The 21,217-nt window shown below is 66.0% G+C and carries 20 protein-coding genes and 1 pseudogene; 13 read left to right on the top strand and 8 right to left on the bottom strand.

Annotated features, from left to right (window positions below; genetic code table 11):
- Nucleotides 1-31: 31 nt before the first annotated feature.
- Together HWW87_RS02800 and HWW87_RS02795 are read left to right on the top strand one after the other, a co-directional pair.
- Nucleotides 32-1,138 carry an aromatic ring-hydroxylating dioxygenase subunit alpha gene (locus HWW87_RS02800; protein ID WP_126367177.1) on the top strand — a complete coding sequence of 369 codons (1,107 nt, stop codon included), beginning with the start codon at nt 32-34 and terminating at the stop codon, nt 1,136-1,138.
- A 117-nt stretch (nt 1,139-1,255) separates the two neighbouring features.
- Entirely contained in the window at nt 1,256-2,125 is an 870-nt protein-coding gene (locus HWW87_RS02795; protein WP_175819149.1) for a sulfurtransferase, read from the top strand.
- Between the two features lie 99 nt (nt 2,126-2,224).
- Here HWW87_RS02795 and HWW87_RS02790 read toward each other — a convergent pair whose 3' ends face one another.
- The 3 genes from HWW87_RS02790 to polA all read right to left on the bottom strand — a co-directional run bounded on the left by HWW87_RS02790 (nt 2,225) and on the right by polA (nt 7,829).
- On the bottom strand, nt 2,225-3,100 hold the full coding sequence (locus HWW87_RS02790) for a dienelactone hydrolase family protein (RefSeq protein WP_175819148.1): 876 nt from the start codon (nt 3,098-3,100) through the stop codon (nt 2,225-2,227).
- 361 nt (nt 3,101-3,461) lie between these two features.
- On the bottom strand, nt 3,462-4,796 hold the full coding sequence (locus HWW87_RS02785) for an NAD(P)/FAD-dependent oxidoreductase (protein ID WP_175819147.1): 1,335 nt from the start codon (nt 4,794-4,796) through the stop codon (nt 3,462-3,464).
- A 279-nt stretch (nt 4,797-5,075) separates the two neighbouring features.
- Nucleotides 5,076-7,829 (bottom strand): DNA polymerase I, encoded by a 2,754-nt coding sequence (gene polA, locus HWW87_RS02780; protein ID WP_175819146.1) that lies wholly within the window; start codon nt 7,827-7,829, stop codon nt 5,076-5,078.
- 1 nt (nt 7,830) lies between these two features.
- Here polA and HWW87_RS02775 point away from each other — a divergent pair, with 1 nt between their 5' ends.
- Nucleotides 7,831-8,589 carry a TIGR00730 family Rossman fold protein gene (locus HWW87_RS02775; protein ID WP_174388717.1) on the top strand — a complete coding sequence of 253 codons (759 nt, stop codon included), beginning with the start codon at nt 7,831-7,833 and terminating at the stop codon, nt 8,587-8,589.
- A 379-nt stretch (nt 8,590-8,968) separates the two neighbouring features.
- Nucleotides 8,969-9,259 carry a hypothetical protein gene (locus tag HWW87_RS02770; protein ID WP_175819145.1) on the top strand — a complete coding sequence of 97 codons (291 nt, stop codon included), beginning with the start codon at nt 8,969-8,971 and terminating at the stop codon, nt 9,257-9,259.
- A gap of 172 nt (nt 9,260-9,431) precedes the next feature.
- Here HWW87_RS02770 and HWW87_RS02765 read toward each other — a convergent pair whose 3' ends face one another.
- Nucleotides 9,432-10,364, bottom strand: coding sequence for a LysR family transcriptional regulator (locus HWW87_RS02765; protein WP_175819144.1), 933 nt, complete (start codon nt 10,362-10,364; stop codon nt 9,432-9,434).
- 172 nt (nt 10,365-10,536) lie between these two features.
- Here HWW87_RS02765 and HWW87_RS02760 point away from each other — a divergent pair, with 172 nt between their 5' ends.
- Genes HWW87_RS02760 through HWW87_RS02750 form a run of 3 tightly spaced genes read left to right on the top strand, consistent with a single transcriptional unit; the run spans nt 10,537 to nt 12,841 of the window.
- Nucleotides 10,537-10,998 carry a cupin domain-containing protein gene (locus tag HWW87_RS02760; RefSeq protein WP_244107126.1) on the top strand — a complete coding sequence of 154 codons (462 nt, stop codon included), beginning with the start codon at nt 10,537-10,539 and terminating at the stop codon, nt 10,996-10,998.
- 41 nt (nt 10,999-11,039) lie between these two features.
- Entirely contained in the window at nt 11,040-11,843 is an 804-nt protein-coding gene (locus tag HWW87_RS02755) for a glucose 1-dehydrogenase (RefSeq protein ID WP_174431956.1), read from the top strand.
- 26 nt (nt 11,844-11,869) lie between these two features.
- Entirely contained in the window at nt 11,870-12,841 is a 972-nt protein-coding gene (locus HWW87_RS02750) for an aldo/keto reductase (RefSeq protein ID WP_175819142.1), read from the top strand.
- A 220-nt stretch (nt 12,842-13,061) separates the two neighbouring features.
- Here the strand turns inward: HWW87_RS02750 and HWW87_RS02745 are convergent, their stop codons facing one another.
- Entirely contained in the window at nt 13,062-13,544 is a 483-nt protein-coding gene (locus HWW87_RS02745) for a hypothetical protein (protein ID WP_175819141.1), read from the bottom strand.
- Between the two features lie 509 nt (nt 13,545-14,053).
- On the opposite strand from HWW87_RS02745, the pseudogene HWW87_RS37505 reads away from it, so the two are divergent.
- Nucleotides 14,054-14,315, top strand: a pseudogene (locus tag HWW87_RS37505) (integrase); the annotation flags it as partial.
- A 98-nt stretch (nt 14,316-14,413) separates the two neighbouring features.
- Here HWW87_RS37505 and HWW87_RS02735 read toward each other — a convergent pair.
- Entirely contained in the window at nt 14,414-15,940 is a 1,527-nt protein-coding gene (locus HWW87_RS02735) for an AMP nucleosidase (protein WP_175819140.1), read from the bottom strand.
- A gap of 129 nt (nt 15,941-16,069) precedes the next feature.
- Between HWW87_RS02735 and HWW87_RS02730 the strand changes: the two genes are divergently transcribed.
- The 5 genes from HWW87_RS02730 (at nt 16,070) to HWW87_RS02710 (ending at nt 19,579) form a co-directional block, all read left to right on the top strand.
- Entirely contained in the window at nt 16,070-16,465 is a 396-nt protein-coding gene (locus HWW87_RS02730; RefSeq protein WP_027782546.1) for a hypothetical protein, read from the top strand.
- A gap of 99 nt (nt 16,466-16,564) precedes the next feature.
- Nucleotides 16,565-17,563, top strand: a complete 999-nt coding sequence (locus HWW87_RS02725; RefSeq protein ID WP_174391218.1) for a homoserine kinase — start codon at nt 16,565-16,567, stop codon at nt 17,561-17,563.
- Entirely contained in the window at nt 17,554-18,363 is an 810-nt protein-coding gene (locus HWW87_RS02720) for a BPSS1780 family membrane protein (protein ID WP_174431952.1), read from the top strand. The genes HWW87_RS02725 and HWW87_RS02720 overlap by 10 nt, the downstream gene beginning before the upstream one ends.
- Before the next feature lie 188 nt (nt 18,364-18,551).
- The gene (locus HWW87_RS02715) at nt 18,552-19,004 is read left to right on the top strand and encodes a MarR family transcriptional regulator (RefSeq protein ID WP_034205244.1); all 453 of its coding nucleotides are present in this window, start codon (nt 18,552-18,554) and stop codon (nt 19,002-19,004) included.
- Nucleotides 19,005-19,159: 155 nt separating this feature from the next.
- On the top strand, nt 19,160-19,579 hold the full coding sequence (locus HWW87_RS02710; RefSeq protein WP_034185184.1) for an organic hydroperoxide resistance protein: 420 nt from the start codon (nt 19,160-19,162) through the stop codon (nt 19,577-19,579).
- A gap of 109 nt (nt 19,580-19,688) precedes the next feature.
- Here the strand turns inward: HWW87_RS02710 and HWW87_RS02705 are convergent, their stop codons facing one another.
- Both HWW87_RS02705 and HWW87_RS02700 read right to left on the bottom strand, forming a co-directional pair.
- Nucleotides 19,689-19,865 (bottom strand): DUF3563 family protein, encoded by a 177-nt coding sequence (locus HWW87_RS02705; protein WP_069618521.1) that lies wholly within the window; start codon nt 19,863-19,865, stop codon nt 19,689-19,691.
- An 80-nt stretch (nt 19,866-19,945) separates the two neighbouring features.
- Nucleotides 19,946-21,055 (bottom strand): PHB depolymerase family esterase, encoded by a 1,110-nt coding sequence (locus HWW87_RS02700; RefSeq protein ID WP_175819139.1) that lies wholly within the window; start codon nt 21,053-21,055, stop codon nt 19,946-19,948.
- Between the last annotated feature and the right edge of the window lie 162 nt (nt 21,056-21,217).

Raw genomic sequence — 21,217 nt, 5'->3', positions numbered from 1 at the left:
CACTGCTTTCACGCTAACACCGGGAGTGGGAATGTCCAATCTGAGCGATGCGCTTCAGTTGAAGTCGGCCCACAGCCAGCTTCCAGTCACTGCATATTTCGATGAGGCGCTACTCGAGCGCGAGATCGAAACCCTCTTCAAGAAAGGACCTCGTTACGTCGGGCACGAGTTGATGGTGCCCGAGGCGGGAGACTATTTTGCGCTGCCGTCCGAGAAGGAAGGCCGCGTGCTGGTCCGTAACCAGACGAACCAGATCGAACTGCTGTCGAACGTGTGCCGCCACCGGCAGGCGATCATGCTCAACGGGCGCGGCCATGCGCAGAACATCGTGTGCCCGCTGCACCGCTGGACGTACGATCTGGAAGGCCAGCTGCTCGGCGCGCCGCACTTCCCCGACAAGCCGTGCCTGAACCTCGGCAAGAGCCCGCTGCAGAATTGGCAGGGGCTGCTGTTCGAGGCCGAGGGCCGCAACGTCGCGCGCGACCTCGCCAACCTCGGCACGAAGCATCACTTCGACTTCTCCGAGTACCAGTTCGATCACGTCGAAGTGCACGAGTGCGATTACAACTGGAAGACGTTCATCGAGGTCTACCTCGAGGATTATCACGTCGTCCCGTTCCACCCGGGCCTCGGCAGCTTCGTGTCGTGCGACGATCTCAAATGGGAGTTCGGCGACTGGTACAGCGTGCAGACGGTCGGCGTACACAACGCCCTCGCGAAACCGGGCAGCACGACTTACCAGAAATGGCACGAGCAGGTGCTGAAGTTCCGCAACGGCGTACCGCCGGAGTTCGGCGCGATCTGGATGGTCTACTACCCGGGCCTGATGATCGAGTGGTATCCGCACGTGCTGGTCGTGTCGTGGCTGATTCCGCGCGGGCCGCAGAAGACGACCAACATCGTCGAGTTCTATTATCCCGAGGAAATCGCCCTGTTCGAACGCGAGTTCGTCGAGGCCGAGCGTGCCGCCTATATGGAAACGGCCGTCGAGGACGACGAGATCGCGATGCGGATGGACGCCGGCCGCCGTGCGCTGATGGCCCGCGGCGAGTCGCAGGTCGGCCCGTACCAGAGCCCGATGGAAGACGGCATGCAGCACTTCCACGAGTTCTTGCGCCGCCACCTCGGCGACCTCTGACAGCGGGTGCGGCGCTTTGACGCCGCGCGGCCGCCGGCGAACGAAAAGACGGGCTTCGGCCCGTCTTTTTTTGTTTAGACTTGGAGTGTCAGGCCATTCGCACTCCAGGGAGCCGTCATGCCACACACTCATTACACCACGCTCATCTCCGCCGCCAATCTCGCCGAGCGCCTGGCCGCGGCGCCCGGCAGCGTCGCGCTGTTCGACTGCCGCTTCGATCTCGCCGATCCGGGCGCCGGCGAAGCCGCCTACGCGGCCGGCCACCTCCCCGGCGCGCAATATCTTCATCTCGACCGCGACCTGTCGGGCCGCAAGACGGGCACCAACGGCCGCCATCCGCTGCCGACCCGCGACGCGCTCGCCACGCTGCTCGCCAGCCGCGGCCTCAAGCAGGGTCAGCAGGTCGTCGCGTACGACGCGCAAGGCGGCGCCTATGCGGCGCGCCTGTGGTGGCTGCTGCGCTGGCTCGGCCACGATTCGGTCGCCGTGCTCGACGGCGGCCTGCAGGCCTGGGAAGCGGCCGGCCAGCCGCTGACGACCGACGTGCCGCAATCGGCTGCCGGCGACTTCCGCTCGGGAACGCCGCTCGAATCGACGGTCGATGCCGCGGCCGTGCTCGCGAACGTGTCGTCGCACGCGCGCGTCGTGATCGATGCGCGCGCACCGGATCGCTATCGCGGCGAAAATGAAACGATCGATCCGGTGGGCGGCCACATTCCCGGCGCGCGCAACCGCTTCTTCAAGGACAACCTGGCCGCCGACGGCCGCTTCAAGACCGGCCATGAATTGCGCGAGGCGTTCGCCACCGTGCTGGCCGGCACCGAGCCGAACCGCGTGATCCTGCAATGCGGCTCCGGCGTCACCGCATGCCACAATGCGCTGGCGCTGGAAGTGGCGGGCCTGCACGGCGCGTCGCTGTACCCGGGTTCGTGGAGCGAATGGAGCGCCGATCCGTCGCGGCCGATCGCGACCGGCCCGAATCCTTGAGCCCCCGCGCGGCGCGACGAGGATGAAGCGGCGGCCGATGCCGCGACGGCCGATGCCGCGGCGGCCGATGCCGCGACGGCCGGTGCCGCCGCTTGCCGTTTACATCACGCCGTACTTGTGGAACCACTCGATCGCGCGCTTCCAGCCGTCCTCGGCATCGCCTTTCACGTAACTCGGCCGGTAGTCGGCGAAGAACGCGTGACCGGCATCCGGATACACGACGATCTCCGATTCGCGCGCGAGCTTCGAATCGCTCGTCTGGATCGCCTTGCGCATGTCCGCGAGCGATGCCTGCGTGATGTTCTGATCCTTCTCGCCGTACAGCCCGAGCACGGGCACCTTCAGCAACGACGCATGGTCGACCGGGTTGAACGGCGTCATCTCGTCGGTCTTGCCTTCGACGAACCCGTACCACGCCACGGCGGCCCGCACGTGCGGATTGTGTTCCGCATACAGCCACGCCTGGCGGCCGCCCCAGCAGAACCCGGTCACGCCGAGACGCGTCAGGTCGCCGCCGTTCTTGCCGGCCCACGCGACCGTCGCGTCGAGATCCTCGGTGACCTGCCGGTCCGGCACCTTGCTGATGATGTGGTCGTACAGCTCCTTCATCGTCGGATACTTCGCCGCGTTGCCCTGCCGCGCGAACAGGTCGGGCGCGATCGCGAGATAGCCGAGCTTCGCGAAGCGCCGGCACACATCGGCGATATGCGCGTGCACGCCGAAGATCTCGTGAATCACGATGACGACCGGCAGGTTCGTCTTGTCGACCGGCTGGGCGCGATAAGCCGGCACGCTCGCATCGCCCGAGCGGATCTCGATGGTATCGACGTCCAGCCCCGTGCTGTCGGTCGTGACCGTCTGCGCCGACACGGGCAGCACGGCCGCCGCGAAGGTGCCGCCCAGCGCGGCCTGCATGAACTTGCGGCGCGAGAACGGGATATGGGGGACCAGGCTGTCGACTTCGGGTTTCAACATGAATGCACTCCTCGATTGGGCGCCGCCGTCACGATCGCGGATACGGCATGACGGGGCATCGCACCGGCGCGCGGCGCGGATGTCGCGGCGGTTGGCACCCCGCCGCAAACGAAAACCCGGACAAGATGCCCAATAATCCGTTGTCGCGTCAACTGTCGGATGTGTAAGACTCGATTACGGCGCGTTGCGGCGCTCGAATCGATCATCGCGCGGCAGCCCGCCAGCGGCCCGCCGAATCACCGTGAGGTTGCGCGTATCGAGGTTCGTTGCGCAACCGAAGTTTTGCGAATCGAAAAGAAAAACGGGCGGCGAACACGCACGACATGCGCATTCCCCACCCGCTCCGCATGCAAGCGCGCGATCAGTGCAGCTTGACGCGCGGCAGCGTCGTGCGCCGCAGCCAGTGCGCGACCGTGTCGAGGATCATCCGCGGATAACCGTGCAGCGCCGCGATGTGCAGCCGGTACAACGACATGTACATGAAGCGCGCGAACAGCCCTTCGATCAGCATGTTGCCGCCGATCAGCCCGCCCATCAGGTTGCCGACCGCGCTGAAGTGACCGAGCGACACGAGCGAACCGAAATCGCGATACGTGAACTCGGGCAGCGGGCGCCCCTCGAGCCGGCAGCCGATCGCCTTCAGCAGGAAACTCGCCTGCTGGTGCGCCGCCTGCGCGCGCGGCGGTACGTTGCGCTCGTTGCCGGGCCATGCGCAGGCTGCGCAATCGCCGAGTGCGAACACGTTGTCGTCGGTGAAGGTCTGCAGCGTGCGGCGCACGTCGAGCTGCCCGAGCTTGTTGACCTGGAGGCCGTCGAGGTGCGACAGCACGGACGGCGCCTTGATGCCGGCCGCCCAGACCGTCAGGTCCGCACGCACCGCCTTGCCGCTCGCGGTATGCACGAACCCGGGCGCCACCTCGGTCACGCGCTCGCTGAGCATCAGCCGCACGCCGAGCTTTTCGAGCAGTTCGGCCGTCGCCGTCGACACGCGCTCCTGCAGTGCCGGCAGGATCCGCGGCCCCGATTCGATCAGCACGATGCCGACGTCATGGCGCGGATCGAGCTTGTGCAGGCCGTACACGGACAGCACCTGCGCGGTATTGCGCAGTTCCGCGGACAACTCGACGCCCGTCGCGCCGCCGCCGACGATCACGACCTGGATGCGCGGCTCGGCCGACTCGCCCGGCGCGGTCGGTGCCGGCGCCTGGTGCTCGGCGCGCATGCATGCCGCGATCAAACGCTTGCGGAAGCGTTCGGCCTCCCCGACCGTATCGAGTGCGATCGCGTTTTCCGGCGCACCCTGCACGCCGAAGAAGTGAGTCGTGCTGCCGATCGCGATCACGAGCGTGTCGTATTCCAGCTCGCGCGCCGGCAACAGTTCGGCGCCGTCGCTGTCGTTGAGGGGCGACAGCGTGACGCGCTTCGCCGCGCGGTCGAGCCCGGTCAGTTCGCCCTGCTGGAACTCGAAGCCGTGCCAGCGCGCCTGCGCCGCATACTCGAGCTCCTGCGTGAACGGGTCCATGCTGCCGGCCGCGACCTCGTGCAGCAGCGGTTTCCAGATGTGCGTCGGATTGCGGTCGACGAGCGTGACAAGCGCACGCGCGGGACGATTGCCGCGCGCGCCGTAACGATCGCCGAGCCGCGTCGCCAGTTCCAGGCCGCCCGCGCCTCCGCCTACGATGATGATCCGATGCATCTGATTCCCCCTTTGCGATTCGAAACTGCTGCCGCCGGATGAAGCAAACGCGATGCACTCGCGCCGCCCGGTGGATTAACCGGTTCGGACATCATCGATGTGCAGTTCGAAGCACTTCGATGCGGCCGATCCGGAACGCGGGGCGCGCCGCCCCCGCGTCAATGACATGACTGACATGCATTGTCCGGGAGCTTGCGCGTTGACCACAAGCAAACCATCTCGATATTCAGCATCCCTGCAACAATATGCCGCGGGAAACGGGAATCGCGCGGGGGTGCGTCAGTGTGCCTCTTCCCAGTTCGCGCCGGCGCCCACTTCGGCGACCAGCGGCACCTTCAGCTTCGCGACGCCGCACATCATTTCCGGCAGTTTCTCGCGCACGAGCGACAGCTCGCTTTCGGGCACCTCGAGCACCAGTTCATCGTGCACCTGCATGATCATCCGCGACGCCAGCCTGTCGCGCGTGAGCCAGTCGTCCACCGCGATCATCGACAGCTTGATCAGGTCGGCCGCCGTGCCCTGCATCGGTGCATTGATCGCCGCGCGCTCGGCCGCCTGGCGGCGCGGGCCGTTGCCGCCGTTGATCTCCGGCAGCCACAGGCGGCGACCGAAAACGGTTTCGACGTAGCCCTTCTCCTTCGCGGTCGCGCGCGTGTCTTCCATGTACTGCGCGACGCCCGGATAGCGGGTGAAATAGCGGTCGATATAGAGCTTCGCCGCGTCGCGCGTGATGCCGAGGTTCGACGCGAGCCCGAACGCGCTCATCCCGTAGATGAGCCCGAAGTTGATCACCTTCGCGATCCGGCGCTGGTCGGAATTGACCTCCAGCGGCGTCACGCCGAACACTTCGGCGGCGGTTGCGCGGTGGATGTCCTCGCCCTGCGCGAACGCGCGCAGCAGCGATGCGTCGCCCGAAATGTGCGCCATGATCCGCAGTTCGATCTGCGAATAGTCGGCCGACACGATCCGGTGGCCCGGCGCGGCGACGAACGCCTCGCGGATGCGCCGGCCTTCGGCCGTGCGCACCGGAATGTTCTGAAGATTGGGGTCGTTCGAGGCAAGGCGGCCCGTCACCGCGACCGCCTGCGCATAGTTCGTGTGCACGCGGCCGGTGGTGGGGTTCACCATGCGCGGCAGCTTGTCGGTATAGGTCGACTTCAGCTTCGACAGCCCGCGATGCTCGAGCAGCAGCTTCGGCAGCGGGTAGTCCTCGGCCAGTTTCTGCAGCACTTCCTCGTCGGTCGACGGCGCGCCGCTCGGCGTCTTCTTCACGACCGGCAGTTGCAGCTTCTCGAAGAAGATCTGCCCGATCTGCTTCGGCGAGCCGAGATTGAATTCGCCGCCCGCCAGTTCGTACGCCTGGCCCTCGAGCTCGATCAGGCGCGTCGCGATTTCGGTGCTCTGCGCGTGCAGGCGCGCATCGTCGATCAGCACGCCCGTGCGTTCCATCTTGCGCAGCACGAGCGACACCGGCATCTCGATCTCGCGGTAAACGCGCTCGAGGCCCGGCTCGCGCGCGACCTGCGGATACAGTGCGTGATGGAGCTGCAGCGTGATGTCGGCGTCCTCGGCTGCATATTCGGCGGCCTGTGCGAGCGCCACTTCGTCGAAACCGATCTGCTTCGCGCCCTTGCCGGCGACGTCCTCGTACTTGATCGTCTTGACGCCCAGATGACGCAGCGCGAGGCTGTCCATGTCGTGCGTGCGGTGCGATTCGACCACGTACGATTCGAGCAGCGTGTCGTGCTCGATGCCGTTCAGCGCGATATCGTAGTTCGCGAGCACCTGTGCGTCGTACTTCAGGTGCTGGCCGACCTTCTTGCGATCGGCCGATTCGAGCCACGGCTTCAGGCGCGCGAGTACTTCGTCGAGCGGCAGCTGCTCGGGCATGTCGGGGCCGCGGTGCGCGACCGGCAGGTAGGCCGCCTTGCCCGGCTCGACCGAGAACGACAGGCCGACGAGCCGCGCGAGCATCGGATCGAGCGCGGTGGTCTCGGTGTCGAACGCGGTCAGCGCGGCCGCGTCGATCTTCGCGAACCACGCGTCGAACTGTTCCCAGGTCTGGATCGTGTCGTATTCGCGCACGACGTCGGTCGCGACCACCGGGGCCGGCTCGCCTTCCGGCGCATCGGCGCCGTTGCCTTCGGCCGGTGCGCTGTCGACTTCGCGCAGCCACGTCTTGAAGCCGTAGCGTGCGAAGATGTCGCGCAACAGGTCGCGCGCCTCGCCGTCGCTCTTCAGCGATGCTTCGATCGATTCGAGATGCGGTGCGAGATCGCAGGCCGTGTCGACGGTCACGAGCTGGCGGCCGAGCGGCAGGAAATCGAGCGCGCGGCGCAGGTTGTCGCCGACCACGCCCTTGATGTCCCCCGCGTGTTCGATCACGCCGTCGAGGCTGTCGTATTGCGACAGCCATTTCACGGCCGTCTTCGGCCCGCACTTCTCGACGCCCGGCACGTTGTCGACGGTGTCGCCGATCAGCGCGAGGTAGTCGATGATGCGCTCGGGCGGTACGCCGAACTTCGCGAGCACGCCGTCGCGGTCGAGCGTCTCGTTGGTCATCGTGTTGACGAGCGTGACGCGCTCGGTCACGAGCTGCGCGAGATCCTTGTCGCCGGTCGACACGATCACGTTCATCCCGTGCCGTTCGGCTTCGCGCGCGAGCGTGCCGATCACGTCGTCGGCCTCGACGCCTTCCACCATCAGCAGCGGCCAGCCGAGCGCGCGCACGGCGCCGTGGATCGGTTCGACCTGCAACGCGAGATCGGGAGGCATCGACGGACGGTTTGCCTTATAGTCGGCATAAAGGTCGTCGCGGAACGTCTTGCCCTTTGCATCGAACACGCAAGCGCTATACTCTGCACTGACTTCCTTGCGCATACGGCGCAGCATGTTGATGATTCCGTAGAGCGCTCCGGTCGGCTCCCCGCCAGGGCCACGCAAATCAGGCATCGCATGGTAAGCCCGATACAGATAGCTCGAACCGTCAACCAATAGCAGGGTCTTACCTTCCAGATTTCGTTCTTCAGGCATTATGAACAAGAGAAAAGTGATTCCGAGTCTGCGTTCGCTCGCAGATCAAGAACGCGCGACGGCCAAGAAGGCCCGCGCATCGTGGCAGATGTTCACGATTATGGCAGAGTTTATCGAGGCGACCGAGTACCTGTCGGAGATCCGCCCGGCTGTCAGCATCTACGGTTCTGCCCGCCTCAAACCCGACACGCCGCACTACAAGCTCGCCGCGCAGATCGCGCGCAAGCTGTCGGACGCCGGCTTCGCCGTGATCTCCGGCGGCGGCCCCGGCATCATGGAAGCCGCGAACAAGGGTGCGCACGCCGGCAAGGCGCCGTCGGTCGGCCTGAACATCGAGCTGCCGCACGAGCAGGCCGGCAACCACTATCAGGACATCTCGCTGCGCTTCCGCCACTTCTTCACGCGCAAGGTCACGTTCGTGAAGAACTCGGATGCGGTGATCGTGATGCCGGGCGGCTTCGGCACGCTCGACGAACTGTCCGAAGTGCTCACGCTGATCCAGACGAAAAAATCGCGCCTCGTGCCGATCATCCTCGTCGGCAGCGACTTCTGGCAGGGGCTGCTGCAATGGTTCCGCGATCAACTGATTCCGATGGGCCTGATCAATCCGGAAGACATGGATCTGATGCAGGTGATCGACGATCCCGACCAGGTGCTCGACGCGGTGCTCGCGTTCTACGAGGACAGCGGCGAGGAAGAAGGTTCGGACGAGGAAGGTCATCCGCCGCGCCCGGAAGAAGACCGGATGTTCTATCTGTAACCGGTCAGTGACGACAGCCGGCCCGACGGCCGGCGTCGTGCTTTTCACGCAACGAACTCGCGATCCGGCGGCCCGCCGGGCGTGACTTTGTAACGCGCTGTTAATGCCCGTTCGCCGCCGCGCGCGGTCGAATGTCAAATCGCCGCAATCGGCGCTGCGCGATGCGGCGGATCAGCCGCACCGGCGGCCAGTCAATGTCAAATGAATGGCCCGCCGCGCGCCGGCGCACCGCCAACCCTCCGTAATAATCACGACTCGCCTTTTCCGTCGCACGGCAGCACACTGCATTGTGTCGGCGCGGCGTTCCCCCGGTGGAACGGTCCCCCTCGCTTCCATCGCGTCGCGTCGGCCCATTCATCACGACACCACGGAAAAGAACATGCAACGCTCGCTGATCGCCCTCGCTTTCGCCGGCCTCGGCCTTTCGCTGTCCGGCCTCGCTCACGCCGTCAACGTCGACGTCAACATCGGCACGCCCCCGCCGGTCGTCGTCGCGCCCGCGCCCGTCGTGGTCGCCCCGGCACCGGCGGTCATCGTCGGCTGGCACGGCGACCGCTACTGGGACGGCCGCCGCTACTGGGAGCGCCGCGAGTGGGAAGATCGCGAGCGTCACCACGGCCATGGCGGCTATCACTGCCCGCCGGGGCATGCGAAAAAGGGCGAGTGCTGAACGACTGAAACACAGCACGGCCGTTCGCCCCTGCAAGGCCGCCCGCGTACTTCGGTGCCGGGCGGCCTTGTCGCTTTGCACAACGCGCGCCGGGCGCCGTTTTTCGGCCGAATCACACCGGCAGGATGAAACGGGCGTCAGCCGCTACCGTCGCCGTCGACCCAGCAACACGTCAAGCACGCGTCTCCGCAAACGAAAGCGGCGCCAGGTCAGGATGCGCGCCGAGCCGGGCGACGAGGAAATCCATCAGCAAACGGTTCCGGCGCGGCAGATGCTCGCGCTGCGGCATGCACAGGTAGAGACCGTACCGGCAGGTGACATGCCGGGTCAGCAACGGCACGAGCCGCCCTTCGCGGACATGCTCGTGAACCGAATAGCCGAAGAACTGGCCGATCGCGGCGCCACTCAGTACCGTATCGAGTTCCGCGTCGATGTCGTTGGTCGCGATGAACGGATCGATCTGACGCGAATCGACCCGGCCGTCGACGAGGAATTCCCACGGAAACGGCTTGCCCGTGCGCGGATACAGGAACGCGGTGCAACGATGGTCGCGCAACGCGTCGATCGTCTGCGGCACGCCATGGCGGCGCAAATACGCGGGCGCCGCGCACACGACCAGTTGCAGCTCGGCGATGCGCCGCGCGATCAGCCCGCTGTCGGGCAGATCGCCGGTCCGCACCGCGAGGTCGATTCGCTGCTCGACGATGTCGGCCATGTCGTCGCTGACGATCAGCTCGGCGGTCATGCCCGGATGCTGGTCGCAGAACTCGCCGAGCAACGGCGCAAGAAAACGCCGCGCCAGCGAATAAGGTGCCGCGACGCGCAGCGTGCCGACCGCGTGCGCGCGATCGTCGTCGAGCATGCGCAGCGCGGTCTCCAGTTCGCCGACGGCACCGCGGCATTGCGCCAGCAGGCGCTCGCCCTCGACCGTCAATGCGATCCGGTGCGTCGAACGCTGGAACAAGCGAACGTTCAGCAATGCCTCCAGCGCGGCGACCTGTTTGCTGGCCGCCTGCGGCGTCATGCCGAGCTCGCGGGCTCCCGCGCTGATGCCGCCCGCGACGGCGACGCGGACGAATACCGTCAGCGCCTTCAAACGATCCATTCGATGCTCCCGTCGAGCCGGGCCTGCCCCGGCATTCGTCCATGGCGCCACTCCACCGCTCCACCGCTCCGTCAAGTTGAATCGGTTTCAACCGGTCCGGCGCTAGTCGCGTGCCGTTCCGCTTCGCACAATGGCGCCGTCTTCAACGCTCAGCCCGCACGGGCCGCTCACCATGAAACCGCGCTCGTTTTCCATCGCCTTCCGGGCCGCCGTCGCGGCTGTGTCGATCGTCGCCGGTGTGGCAAAGCCCGCACTCGCGCAGCAGAGCGGCGCGCCCGCCCGTGCCGTCGAGACGGTGCTGCTACAAACCACCCGCGCGTGGGACGGCTCGCCCTACCGCGCCTATCCGACGGCTCGACCGGAGGTGACGGTCGTACGCTACCGCATTCCGCCGCACGCCGTCCTGCCGTGGCACACGCATCCGTCGATCAATATCGGCTACGTGCTGTCGGGCCACCTGACCGCCGTGCGCCGAAGCGACGGCAAGCGGCTGGCGCTCGGCCCCGGCGACGTGGTGCCGGAAATGGTCGACGGCGCTCATCGCGGCGAGACCGGTGATGAAACCGCCGAGCTGATCGTGTTCTACGCGGGCACGCCCGGCGCACCGCTGACGGTTGCGGACGGCGAAGACTGAGCGGCCGGCGCATTTCCCCCCAACACGGAGCACTGCACATCATGTCCGATTCACGCATCTTATCAACGCCTTCCGCCACGATACGGCACCGGCTCGCCGGTCGCGTCGCGCTCGTCACCGGCGGCGGCACCGGTATCGGCCGGGCAGCCGCACTCGCGTTCGCGCGGGACGGCGCTCGCGTCGTCGTCGCCGGGCGGCGCGCGGCGCCGCTCGACGACACCGTGCGGGCGATTGCCGAACGCGGCGGCGAAGCGTTCGCGGTGGCCGTCGACGTCGGCTCCGCCGCTGGTGTGCGCGCCCTCGTCGACACGACGATCGAACGCTACGGCGCGTTGCATGCGGCCTTCAACAATGCCGGCACGGAAGGCACGTTCGCGCCGATCGTGGAACAGACGGAAGCCGACTTCGACAACGTGATCGCCACCAATCTCAAGGGGACGTGGCTGTCGATCAAATACGAGATGGAGGCGATGCTCGCGCACGGCGGCGGTGCGATCGTGAACACGTCGTCGTGGCTCGCGAAAGGCGCGCTGGCCGGCTCGTCGACCTATTCCGCGAGCAAGGGCGCGCTCGATGCGCTGGTGCGCGCGGTCGCGCTCGAAGGCGGCCCGCACGGCATCCGGATCAACAACGTGAACCCCGGCATCATCGACACGCCGATGGCGCGCCGCTTCGGCGACGACGAGATGTTTCGCCCGTTCGCCGCGTTCACGCCGGCACGGCGGATCGGCACCCCCGAAGACGTCGCGGACGCGGCCGTCTGGCTCTGCAGCGACGAAGCACGCTTCGTGACCGGCGAATCGATCCTCGTCGACGGCGGCTACACGATCGGCGGCATGCGCTGACCGGCACCGCAACGGAGATCGAACCGATGGAGTACGTGAGACTGGGAACGTCCGGGCTGAAGGTGTCGAAGCTGTGCCTGGGCTGCATGACCTACGGCCATCCGTCGTGGCGGCCGTGGGTCGTGACCGAGGACGTGGCGCGCCCGTTCATCCGCGCGGCGCTCGAGGCGGGCGTGACGTTCTTCGATACGGCCGACATCTACTCGGGCGGCGAAAGCGAGCGCATTCTCGGCCGCGCGCTACGCGACTTCGCGACGCGCGACGACGCGGTGATCGCCACCAAGGCGTTCTTTCCGACCGGCGACGGGCCGAATGCGCGCGGGCTGTCGCGCAAGCATCTGCTCGCGAGCATCGATGCGTCGCTGCAGCGCCTCGGGACCGATTACGTCGATCTTTACGTCATCCACCGGTTCGATCCGGATACGCCGATCGAAGAAACGCTCGACGCGCTCGATACCCTCGTGAGGAGCGGCAAGGTCCGCTATCTCGGTGCATCGTCGATGCATGCGTGGCAATTCATGAAGATGCTCGCCTTCCAGCAGCATCACGGCCTCGCGCGGTTCGTGTCGATGCAGAGCCAGTACAGCCTGATCTGCCGCGAGGACGAGCGCGACATGCTGCCGCTGTGCATCGAAGAAGGCATCGCCTACACGCCATGGTCCCCGCTCGGTCGCGGGCTGCTGGCCGGCTCGCGCGGCGCGCAGACGACGCGGGCCGCGACCGACCAGCAGATGGTGTCCTGGTACGATGGCCGCGACACGGTCGCCGCGACCGTCGAAGCGGTCAGGCAAGCGGCGCAGGCGCGCGGCGTGCCTCCCGCCCGGGTCGCGCTCGCCTGGGCGCTGCGGCGCCCAGGCGTCACCGCGCCGATCATCGGATTGTCGAAGCCGCATCACATGGCCGATGCGCTCGCGGCACTCGACCTCACGCTCGACGCGCGCGAAACCGCGTTGCTCGAGGCGGCCTTCGACCGGACGATCGAACCGGTGCAGTGGTGAGTGCGGCGCCGGCGGCGGGAAGTGGGCGATGTAATGGTGGAACACATGACCGGGTTCGACACGTTACCCGTTATTGCGCGTTGATAACGGCGTAAAGCCACGCTTAAATGGCAGTGCGCCAAGTAATTCGCTCATAGACAAAGGGGCTGGATGGCCCCTTTGATGTGACGCGATGGCAATTTCGGCCAGAGTAGTGGCGACAGTGGCCAAAACGAAACAATTACGCGTATCGAGGCGCTTTGGCGGCTACCGCATCCAGCAATTTACGCACCGTCCATCGCTGCGCCTGTGTCCCGTTGTAGGGAAACCCCCAAATCATATTGTTGCTTTGCAAACTGTCGAAATGGTCGTCGATCACGAGATTCCGGTTTGCCAGCGATGTGATATATCCCGGCCGAATAGTAAGACTCCACCGCTGAGATAACGCACCGGTAAAGTAATTCACGACGAGGGGGGTCTCGGCAGCGGCCTTTCCTCCGGCAAAATCGAGCGCCAACCTCTTTTCGCCCGGAATGTCGGTCAGATCGAGAATAAAGGCCCCGAGGGTCGCATTGAAATTCCACACGTTCAGTACCACCGGGTCGGTCAGGGAGCGTAGCTCTACCGGCGTGCCTGGACCTACAAAGCCAGCCTCGTTAGAGTCAGGCTTAACTCCGATACAGCGGCTCGGGTCCGCAGTGAATTCAATTACCACGTCGCTCATGATATTTTCCCTAAGATAGTTTCGAAAATAATCGACCTCGTCCGTCTTGAATTCGCCCTTGAAACGCAAGCCCGGAGCGGCTCGCGATCCAAAGGTATCGGCGAGCTACCTGTACCGGTGCTCGCCTGGATCTAAAATTAGATGAATAGCCTCTCGTGCTCAATTACACGTGATTACACGCCGATAAGGATCGAGGCCAATCCAATATTCGACGCAGGAAATTATGGACTACGTAATTTACGTGTCGCATCCCAGCCTCGTAACCTCCCGGTTGCGAACGGTGACTTGCCTGATGTTCTTCGGCAAACGCCCCGCTACCAGGTGCCGCGGGGCGCATGCTCGCCGCAGTATTCATCGCCGCGGTGCTCCGACCGCGAAAGTTAGTCGTATCAGGCCGCTGCACAACCTCCCACCCGCGCGAAAGACAATCTTCCGGAAGACTCACTTCCGGGAGAAAAGCTTACCTTGTGATTACCACTACAGCATACGCACCCCATCCGCACGGCCGTGCCGGTGGCCGCTTCACCTATATCGGCGCGTACTCAGGGTGGAAACGCGCCTGCCGGCGCACACGATTGGCCTACGAGAAAGACTGCGAAGAAAGCGAGCCCGCTATACCTGATCGGCATGCACTTCCACGATCTGCGGGCGAAGGCGCTTACCGATCTGAAGCGGCAGCGGGGGGGCTGCAGCAGCGCAATCACTGGCCGGCCACACGACCGAAAGCATGACGGCGCACTACACGAAATCACGCGAAATAGAACGCGTCCAACCAGTTCCATTGACGCGTGTAAGTTAGACACCGACGCTCATGTTAGACACGAAGGCTCCCCAGATCATCCGGGGAGCCCTTATACCGCAAGGGCTTGTTACTGAAACGCCACTTCCGCGAAGCTCCGCAGCTTGCGGCTATGCAGCTTGTCGAGCCCGTTCGTGCGCAGGATCTCCATCGCCTTCACGCCGATCTGCAGATGCTGGTCGACCTGCCCGCGATAGAACGTGTCGGCCATGCCCGGCAACTTCAGCTCGCCGTGCAGCGGCTTGTCCGATACGCACAGCAGCGTGCCGTACGGCACCCGGAAGCGGAAGCCGTTCGCGGCGATCGTCGCGCTTTCCATGTCGAGCGCAATCGCGCGGCTCTGCGACAGCCGCTGCACCGGCTCGCGATGGTCGCGCAGCTCCCAGTTGCGGTTGTCGACGCTCGCGACCGTGCCGGTGCGCATCACGCGCTTCAGTTCCGCGCCCTCCAGCCGCGTGACCTCGGCCACGCCGCGCTCGAGCGCGAGCTGCACTTCGGCCAGCGCCGGGATCGGCACCCACAGCGGCAGGTCGGCGTCGAGCACGTGATCTTCCCGCACGTAACCGTGCGCGAGCACGTAGTCGCCGAGGCGCTGCGTGTTGCGCAGCCCCGCGCAGTGACCGAGCATCACCCACGCGTGCGGACGCAGCACCGCGATGTGATCGGTGATCGTCTTCGCGTTCGACGGGCCGACGCCGATGTTGACCATCGTGATCCCGCTGCCGTCTGCGCGCTTCAGGTGATACGCGGGCATCTGCGGCAGGCGCGGCGGCGCGGTGCCCTCGGCCGGCTCGCCGCCGAGGTTCGCGTTGTACGTGACGACGTCGCCCGGCTCGACGAACGCGCTGTACTCGCTGCGGTACGCGCGCACCTCGGGATCGTCGCTTTCCGTCATCATCGTGCGGCCGAGCTTCACGAACTCGTCGATGTAGAACTGGTAGTTCGTGTAGAGCACGTAGTTCTGGAAGTGCGTGGGCGACGTCGCCGTGTAGTGGCGCAGCCGGTGCAGCGAGAAGTCGACGCGCGCGGCGGTGAACAGCGCGAGCGGATGCGGCTCGCCCGGCGCCGGCTCGAACGTGCCGTTGACGATGCGGTCGTCGAGATACGACAGGTCGGGCGTGTCGAAGATGTCGCGCATCGCGAGCAGGCGGTCGCGATCGAGTTCGCCCTCGAGGTGGATGCCTTCCGGAAACGCGAAATGGATCGGAATCGGCTGCGACGACACGCCGATCTCGATCTTGACATGGTGGTTCTTCGACAGCAGGCGCAGTTGCTCGCGGTAGTAGTTCGCGAAGAGATCGGGGCGGGTGACCGTCGTCTCGAATACCCCGGGGCCCGCGACGAAGCCGTACGAGCGGCGCGAATCGACGTGCGTGTTCACGTCGGTGCGGATCCGCACGAACGGGTAGCACGCGCGGACGTGCTCGGTAATCGCTTCGTGGCGGCGATAGCGCGCGAATGCATCGCGCAGGAAGCCCGCATTCGTGTCGTAAATGGCGGACAGCCGCGCGACGGCGGCGATCGGATCGTCGAAAGCCTCGACCGACGGGCTTTCGGGCGACAGCACACGGTGCCGGCGGCTCAAATCGTTCTTCATTTTCATTACCTCGTCAGATCCGACGACATTACCACGGAACCCGGTCGCCTTTATGGCCGCCCCTGCGCACGCAGGGGCCGGATGGCGCGCAGTATTTGCTAAAATCGGTAGGTTCACTGGAGACTCATCATGAAGCCGCTCATTTTCGTCGCCGCTGCCGTCGCGTTTGCCGCCGCCAGCGTCGCTCACGCCGCCGGCGGCACGCCTGACGCCGACGCGCAGGCCCGGGCCGAGGCCAACGAAGCCGCCGGCCTGCCCGATCTCCGCAAGATCAACCGGCCGGGCGCCGAAGTCACGTCGAAAGTGGACTTCGCCGACATCCGCCGCACGCCGAGCTTCCACGAAAAGAGCAAGAACGGCACCGAAGTCACCGAGTACCGCGACCGCGGCAAGCCGGTCGAGATCGACGTGAAGTCGAACTTCGGCACGCGCTACCAGATGAGCTCGACGCCCGACACGTCGCCGAAACCGCACGATGCGGGCGTCCCGATCACGCGCCTGCCGTCGCTGAACCTGCGCTACTGATTCCGTGGCGCCGCGCCCCGACCGCGCCGCGCCGCCCCTTCACCTGCTGTCGCGCTGCACGCCGCCCGCGTGCCGACACCCTGACCTGACGCATCCCGCATGGCCGTTTTCACCGCTGTTTCCGACTCCGATCTCGCGCAATGGATGCGCCACTACGAACTGGGCGACGTGCTTGCGTTCCGCGGCATTCCGTCCGGTATCGAAAACAGCAATTTCTTCCTGACGACGACGCGCGGCGAATACGTCCTCACGATCTTCGAAAAGCTCACGGCGCAGCAACTGCCGTTCTACCTCGACCTGATGCGCCACCTGGCCGCCCACGGCGTGCCGGTGCCGGACCCGGTCCCGCGTGACGACGGCGCGCTGTTCGGCGAGCTGCACGGCAAGCCGGCCGCGATCGTCACGAAGCTCGACGGCGCGGCCGAACTCGCGCCCGGGGTCGAACACTGCATCGAGGTCGGGCAGATGCTCGCGCGCCTGCACCTCGCGGGCCGCGACTATCCGCGCAGCCAGCCGAACCTGCGCAGCCTGCCGTGGTGGCAGGAGAACGTGCCGGCCATCGTGCCGTTCATCACGGACGCGCAACGCACGCTGCTCGAAGGCGAACTCGCGCACCAGGCCGGCTTCTTCGCGTCGGACGACTATGCGGCGCTGCCGGCCGGGCCGTGCCATTGCGACCTGTTCCGCGACAACGTGCTGTTCGCGCACGCGGCGCCCGGCACCGGCCACGACGTACGGCTCGGCGGCTTCTTCGACTTCTATTTCGCGGGCTGCGACAAGTGGCTGTTCGACGTCGCGGTCACCGTCAACGACTGGTGCGTCGACCTCGCGACCGGCGTGCTCGACGTCGCGCGCGCCGATGCGCTGCTGCGCGCGTACCAGACGGTCCGGCCGTTCACGGCCGAGGAACGCCGCCACTGGAGCGACATGCTGCGCGCCGGCGCGTACCGCTTCTGGGTATCGCGCCTGTACGACTTCCACCTGCCGCGCGCGGCCGAGATGCTCAAGCCGCACGACCCCGGCCATTTCGAACGCATTCTGCGGGAGCGTATCGCGCATACGCCCGCGCTTCCCGAGATCCAAACCGCATGCAACTGATCGAAGTGCCCGCGAAAACGGGCTATGTCTGGTTCCGTCAAGGCATCTGGCTGTTCCGCCGGAATCCGCTCGCGTTCATCACGCTGTTCTTCACGTACCTGCTCGCCATTACGCTGGTGTCGATGGTGCCCGTGATCGGCTCCGCGCTGCCGCTGGTGTTCATTCCCGGCATCGCGGTCGGCTTCATGGCCGCGTGCCGCGACACGGTGGCCGGCAAGACCGTGATGCCGACGATCCTCGTCGACGGCTTTCGCTCGTACGGCACCGTCGCGACCCAGCGGCTGCTCGCGCTCGGCGTGATCTACGTCGCGTCAATGGTGCTGGTGTTCGCCGCTTCGTCGTTCGTGGACGGCGGCGCGCTGTTCCACGTGATGATGGGCGCGGCCGACGAAACCAATACGACGCCCGAGACGCTGGCCGCGCAAGGCACGTTCGGCGCGCTGATGTTCGCGACGCTGCTCTATCTGCCGGTCGCGATGCTGTTCTGGTTCGCGCCGGTGCTGGTCGCATGGCATGACGTCCCGCCCGCGAAGGCGCTGTTCTTCAGCGTCGTCAGTTGCTGGCGCAATCGCGGCGCGTTCGTCGTGTACGGCGCGCTGTGGTTCGGCGTCGCGCTCGGCACGTCGCTCGCGCTGTCGCTGCTGCTGCAGGCGCTCGGCGCCGGCGCGTATGCGCTGACGATCATGATGCCGGTGACGATCATCATCGTCACGATGCTGTACTGCTCGTTCTACGCGACCTATCGCGGCTGCTTCGGCGTGCAGGAACCGGGCGCGACCACGACAATGTCGGGCCGCTGACTCTTCTCCCGGCCGGCGCATGTCGCCGGCCGTCATGCTGTTTCCCGCGCCGGGTGGTCACCCGGCGCTTCTGATCTCCCCCCTTTTTCCGGTATCGACGCCTCAGGTCGCCCCTGTTCAATCCGATCTTTTGCGCGCAAAATAATTTGCGTACAAATCGTTCGCGCATCCGCCGCGCTTCCCGAATCATGGATCGCCTGCCCCCGCTGCCCCAGACGCTCGACGAGCAACTGTGCTTCGCGCTTTACTCGACCTCGCACGCGATGACGAAGGCGTACAAGCCGCTGCTCGACAAGCTGTCGCTGACCTATCCCCAATATCTCGCGATGCTCGTGCTGTGGGAGCGCGACGACATGGCCGTGAAGGATATCGCCGCGCGGCTCGACCTCGATCCGGCCACGGTCACGCCGCTGCTCAAGCGGCTGGAAGCGCTCGGCTACGTGGAGCGCGTGCGCAGCGCGGCTGACGAACGCGTCGTCAACGTGCGCGTGACGCCGGAAGGCCGTGCACTGAAGGATCGCGCGCGCTCGGTGCCCGCCGACCTCTTTTGCACGATGCAACAGACACCCGAATTCCTGATCAGGCTGCGCGCCGATCTCCAGCAGTTGCGCGACGCGTTGTCGGTGGCCAACGAACGCTGACACTCGAGCGCAGACCGACCCGCCCGGCGCTGCCGGGTTTTTCTTTAAAATTTCATTTGCACACCAATGATTTGTGTTCTATATTTTATTCATGGCCGGCGACATCCCGTCTGACCGGACCGCTTTCCCCCTCTCTTCCCGACAGGAGCTGCACGATGAACATTCTGTACAAGACCAGCGCCACGAGCACGGGCGGCCGCGACGGCCGCGCGGTATCCGCCGACAACAAGCTGGAAGTGAAGCTGGCCGCGCCGCGCGAGCTCGGCGGCACGGGCGCGGAAGGCACGAATCCGGAGCAGCTGTTTGCCGCAGGTTACTCGGCCTGTTTCCTGAGTGCGATGAAATTCGTCGCGGGCCAGAACAAGCAGGCGCTGCCGGCCGATACGCAGGTCACGGCGGAAGTGGGCATCGGCCCGAACGACGCAGGCGGCTTCGGGCTCGACATCGAGTTGCGCGTATCGTTGCCGGGGCTCGACAAGGCCGACGCGCAGGCGCTGGTCGAGAAGGCGCACCACGTGTGCCCGTATTCGAACGCCACGCGCAACAACGTGCCGGTGCGCCTGACGGTCGTCTGACGCGACGCAGGATTCGGCGAATGCAAAAAGGGCGCGTGCGGCATCATGCCGCACGCGCCCTTTTGCGCGATTCGTCGAAATGCCGGGCCGGCCGGCCCGTGTGCGTCGCTTAGCGCGCGCCGATCGAATACGGGCGGTTCATCGCCGCGTCGCGATCGATCTTGCGCATGCGGAATTCGAGATCGTAGATGTCGGTGGCTTCGGCCAGGTACGCGTCGGCGCGCTCTTTCGCGGCCTTTTCAGCGTTCTTGGTCAGCATCAGGAAGAGATGGCTCAGCAGGTACATGTTCGATCTCGCTATTCAAAGGTTCTGGACTAGGGTTTTCCCGAATTATAGGGAAAACCCTAGTCTTTGGCCAGCGTCGATCAAACGGTGCGTCGTTCGGTCGCCACAGTGCGGCGATTGGTTTCGAAAAAGGCCCAGATCATCGCGCTTGCGTCGGGGCCGACGGCCGCGTGAAACGGCACGGCTTCGTCGCCGCCGGCCCACGCGTGATCGAGCCCTTTCACGTGGCACAGCCGCACCACCGGCTCGCCGTCGCGGCACACATCGGTCATCTGGGCGCCCGCTTCGCGCGTCTCGACCCGCTCGCCGCCGCGCAACGCGCCCCGGCTGTCGGCGAGCCCGTTCAGGCGCATGAACTGCACGGTCAGTTGGTCGGCATTCTTCGGCGCGACGACACGATCGCCGTCGCCCTGGACGATCAGCGCGGGCATGCCCGGATACGCGCCGGCGTCGACCAGCGCATCGACCGCCGCGGCCGGGTTCTGCCGCAGGCCGCGCCGCATCACGTCCATCGCGGTGATGCCGGAATTCGCCTCGCCGAGCGCGGGGCCGGAGTGCAATGCGACCGCCGCGAAACGGTCCGGATGGTGCAGCGCCAGAAGCGACGCGAGGCCCGCACCGGCCGACAGCCCCGCGACGTAGACGCGCGACGCGTCGAAGCCGTGCTCGTCGACCAGCGCGTCGACCAGCGACGCCACCGCGTCCGCCTCGCCGCGCCCCGCGCGGTCGGTGTCTTCATACCAGTGCCAGCAACCATGCGCGTGCGCGCGCAGCGACTGCTCCGGATACAGCACCGCGAAGCCGTGCTTGTCGGCCAGCAGGTTCATCCGCGTGCCCTGCGCGAATTCGTCGACGGACTGCTGGCAGCCGTGCAGCATCACGACGAGCGGCATCGCGCCACGCCGGCGGCCGGGCGGCACGTAAAGCCCGTACGCGAGATTCTGGACGAGGCGACCGAGCGCGGGCGCCATCGGATGTTCGCCGCGCGTCCACTCGCCCGCCGCCCACGCGGCCGCGCGCGGCCGCACGCGTGATTCGCGCGGCGGGGACGGATCGGACACGGCAGGAGAGGCCGCAGCCTCGAGTGCGTTGCGGGCGATGCGCTGCGCATCGCGCGCCGCGCGCTTGGCGGCCGGGGACAGCACGCGTTTCATGCCGCCCAGCCACACCTTGGTCAGACTTTTGGTCATCGATCGGGCTCGCAGTCAGGAAAAATAGGGGCACCATCATGGCGCCGCAACGGATGCATCGTTCGACTTTGTGCAATGCACCATAACATTGTTTCCAGGATTTTTCCTGCACGCCGATCGATCCCGGCGACGCAAAAACGGGCCTCATCCGGACGCGGCGCT

The organism is Burkholderia sp. BCC0419, assembly GCF_902830285.1.
Taxonomy (GTDB): Bacteria; Pseudomonadota; Gammaproteobacteria; order Burkholderiales; family Burkholderiaceae; genus Burkholderia.
The sequence above is the reverse complement of the archived record's forward strand: the minus strand, read 5'-3'. Positions and strand labels throughout refer to the sequence as shown.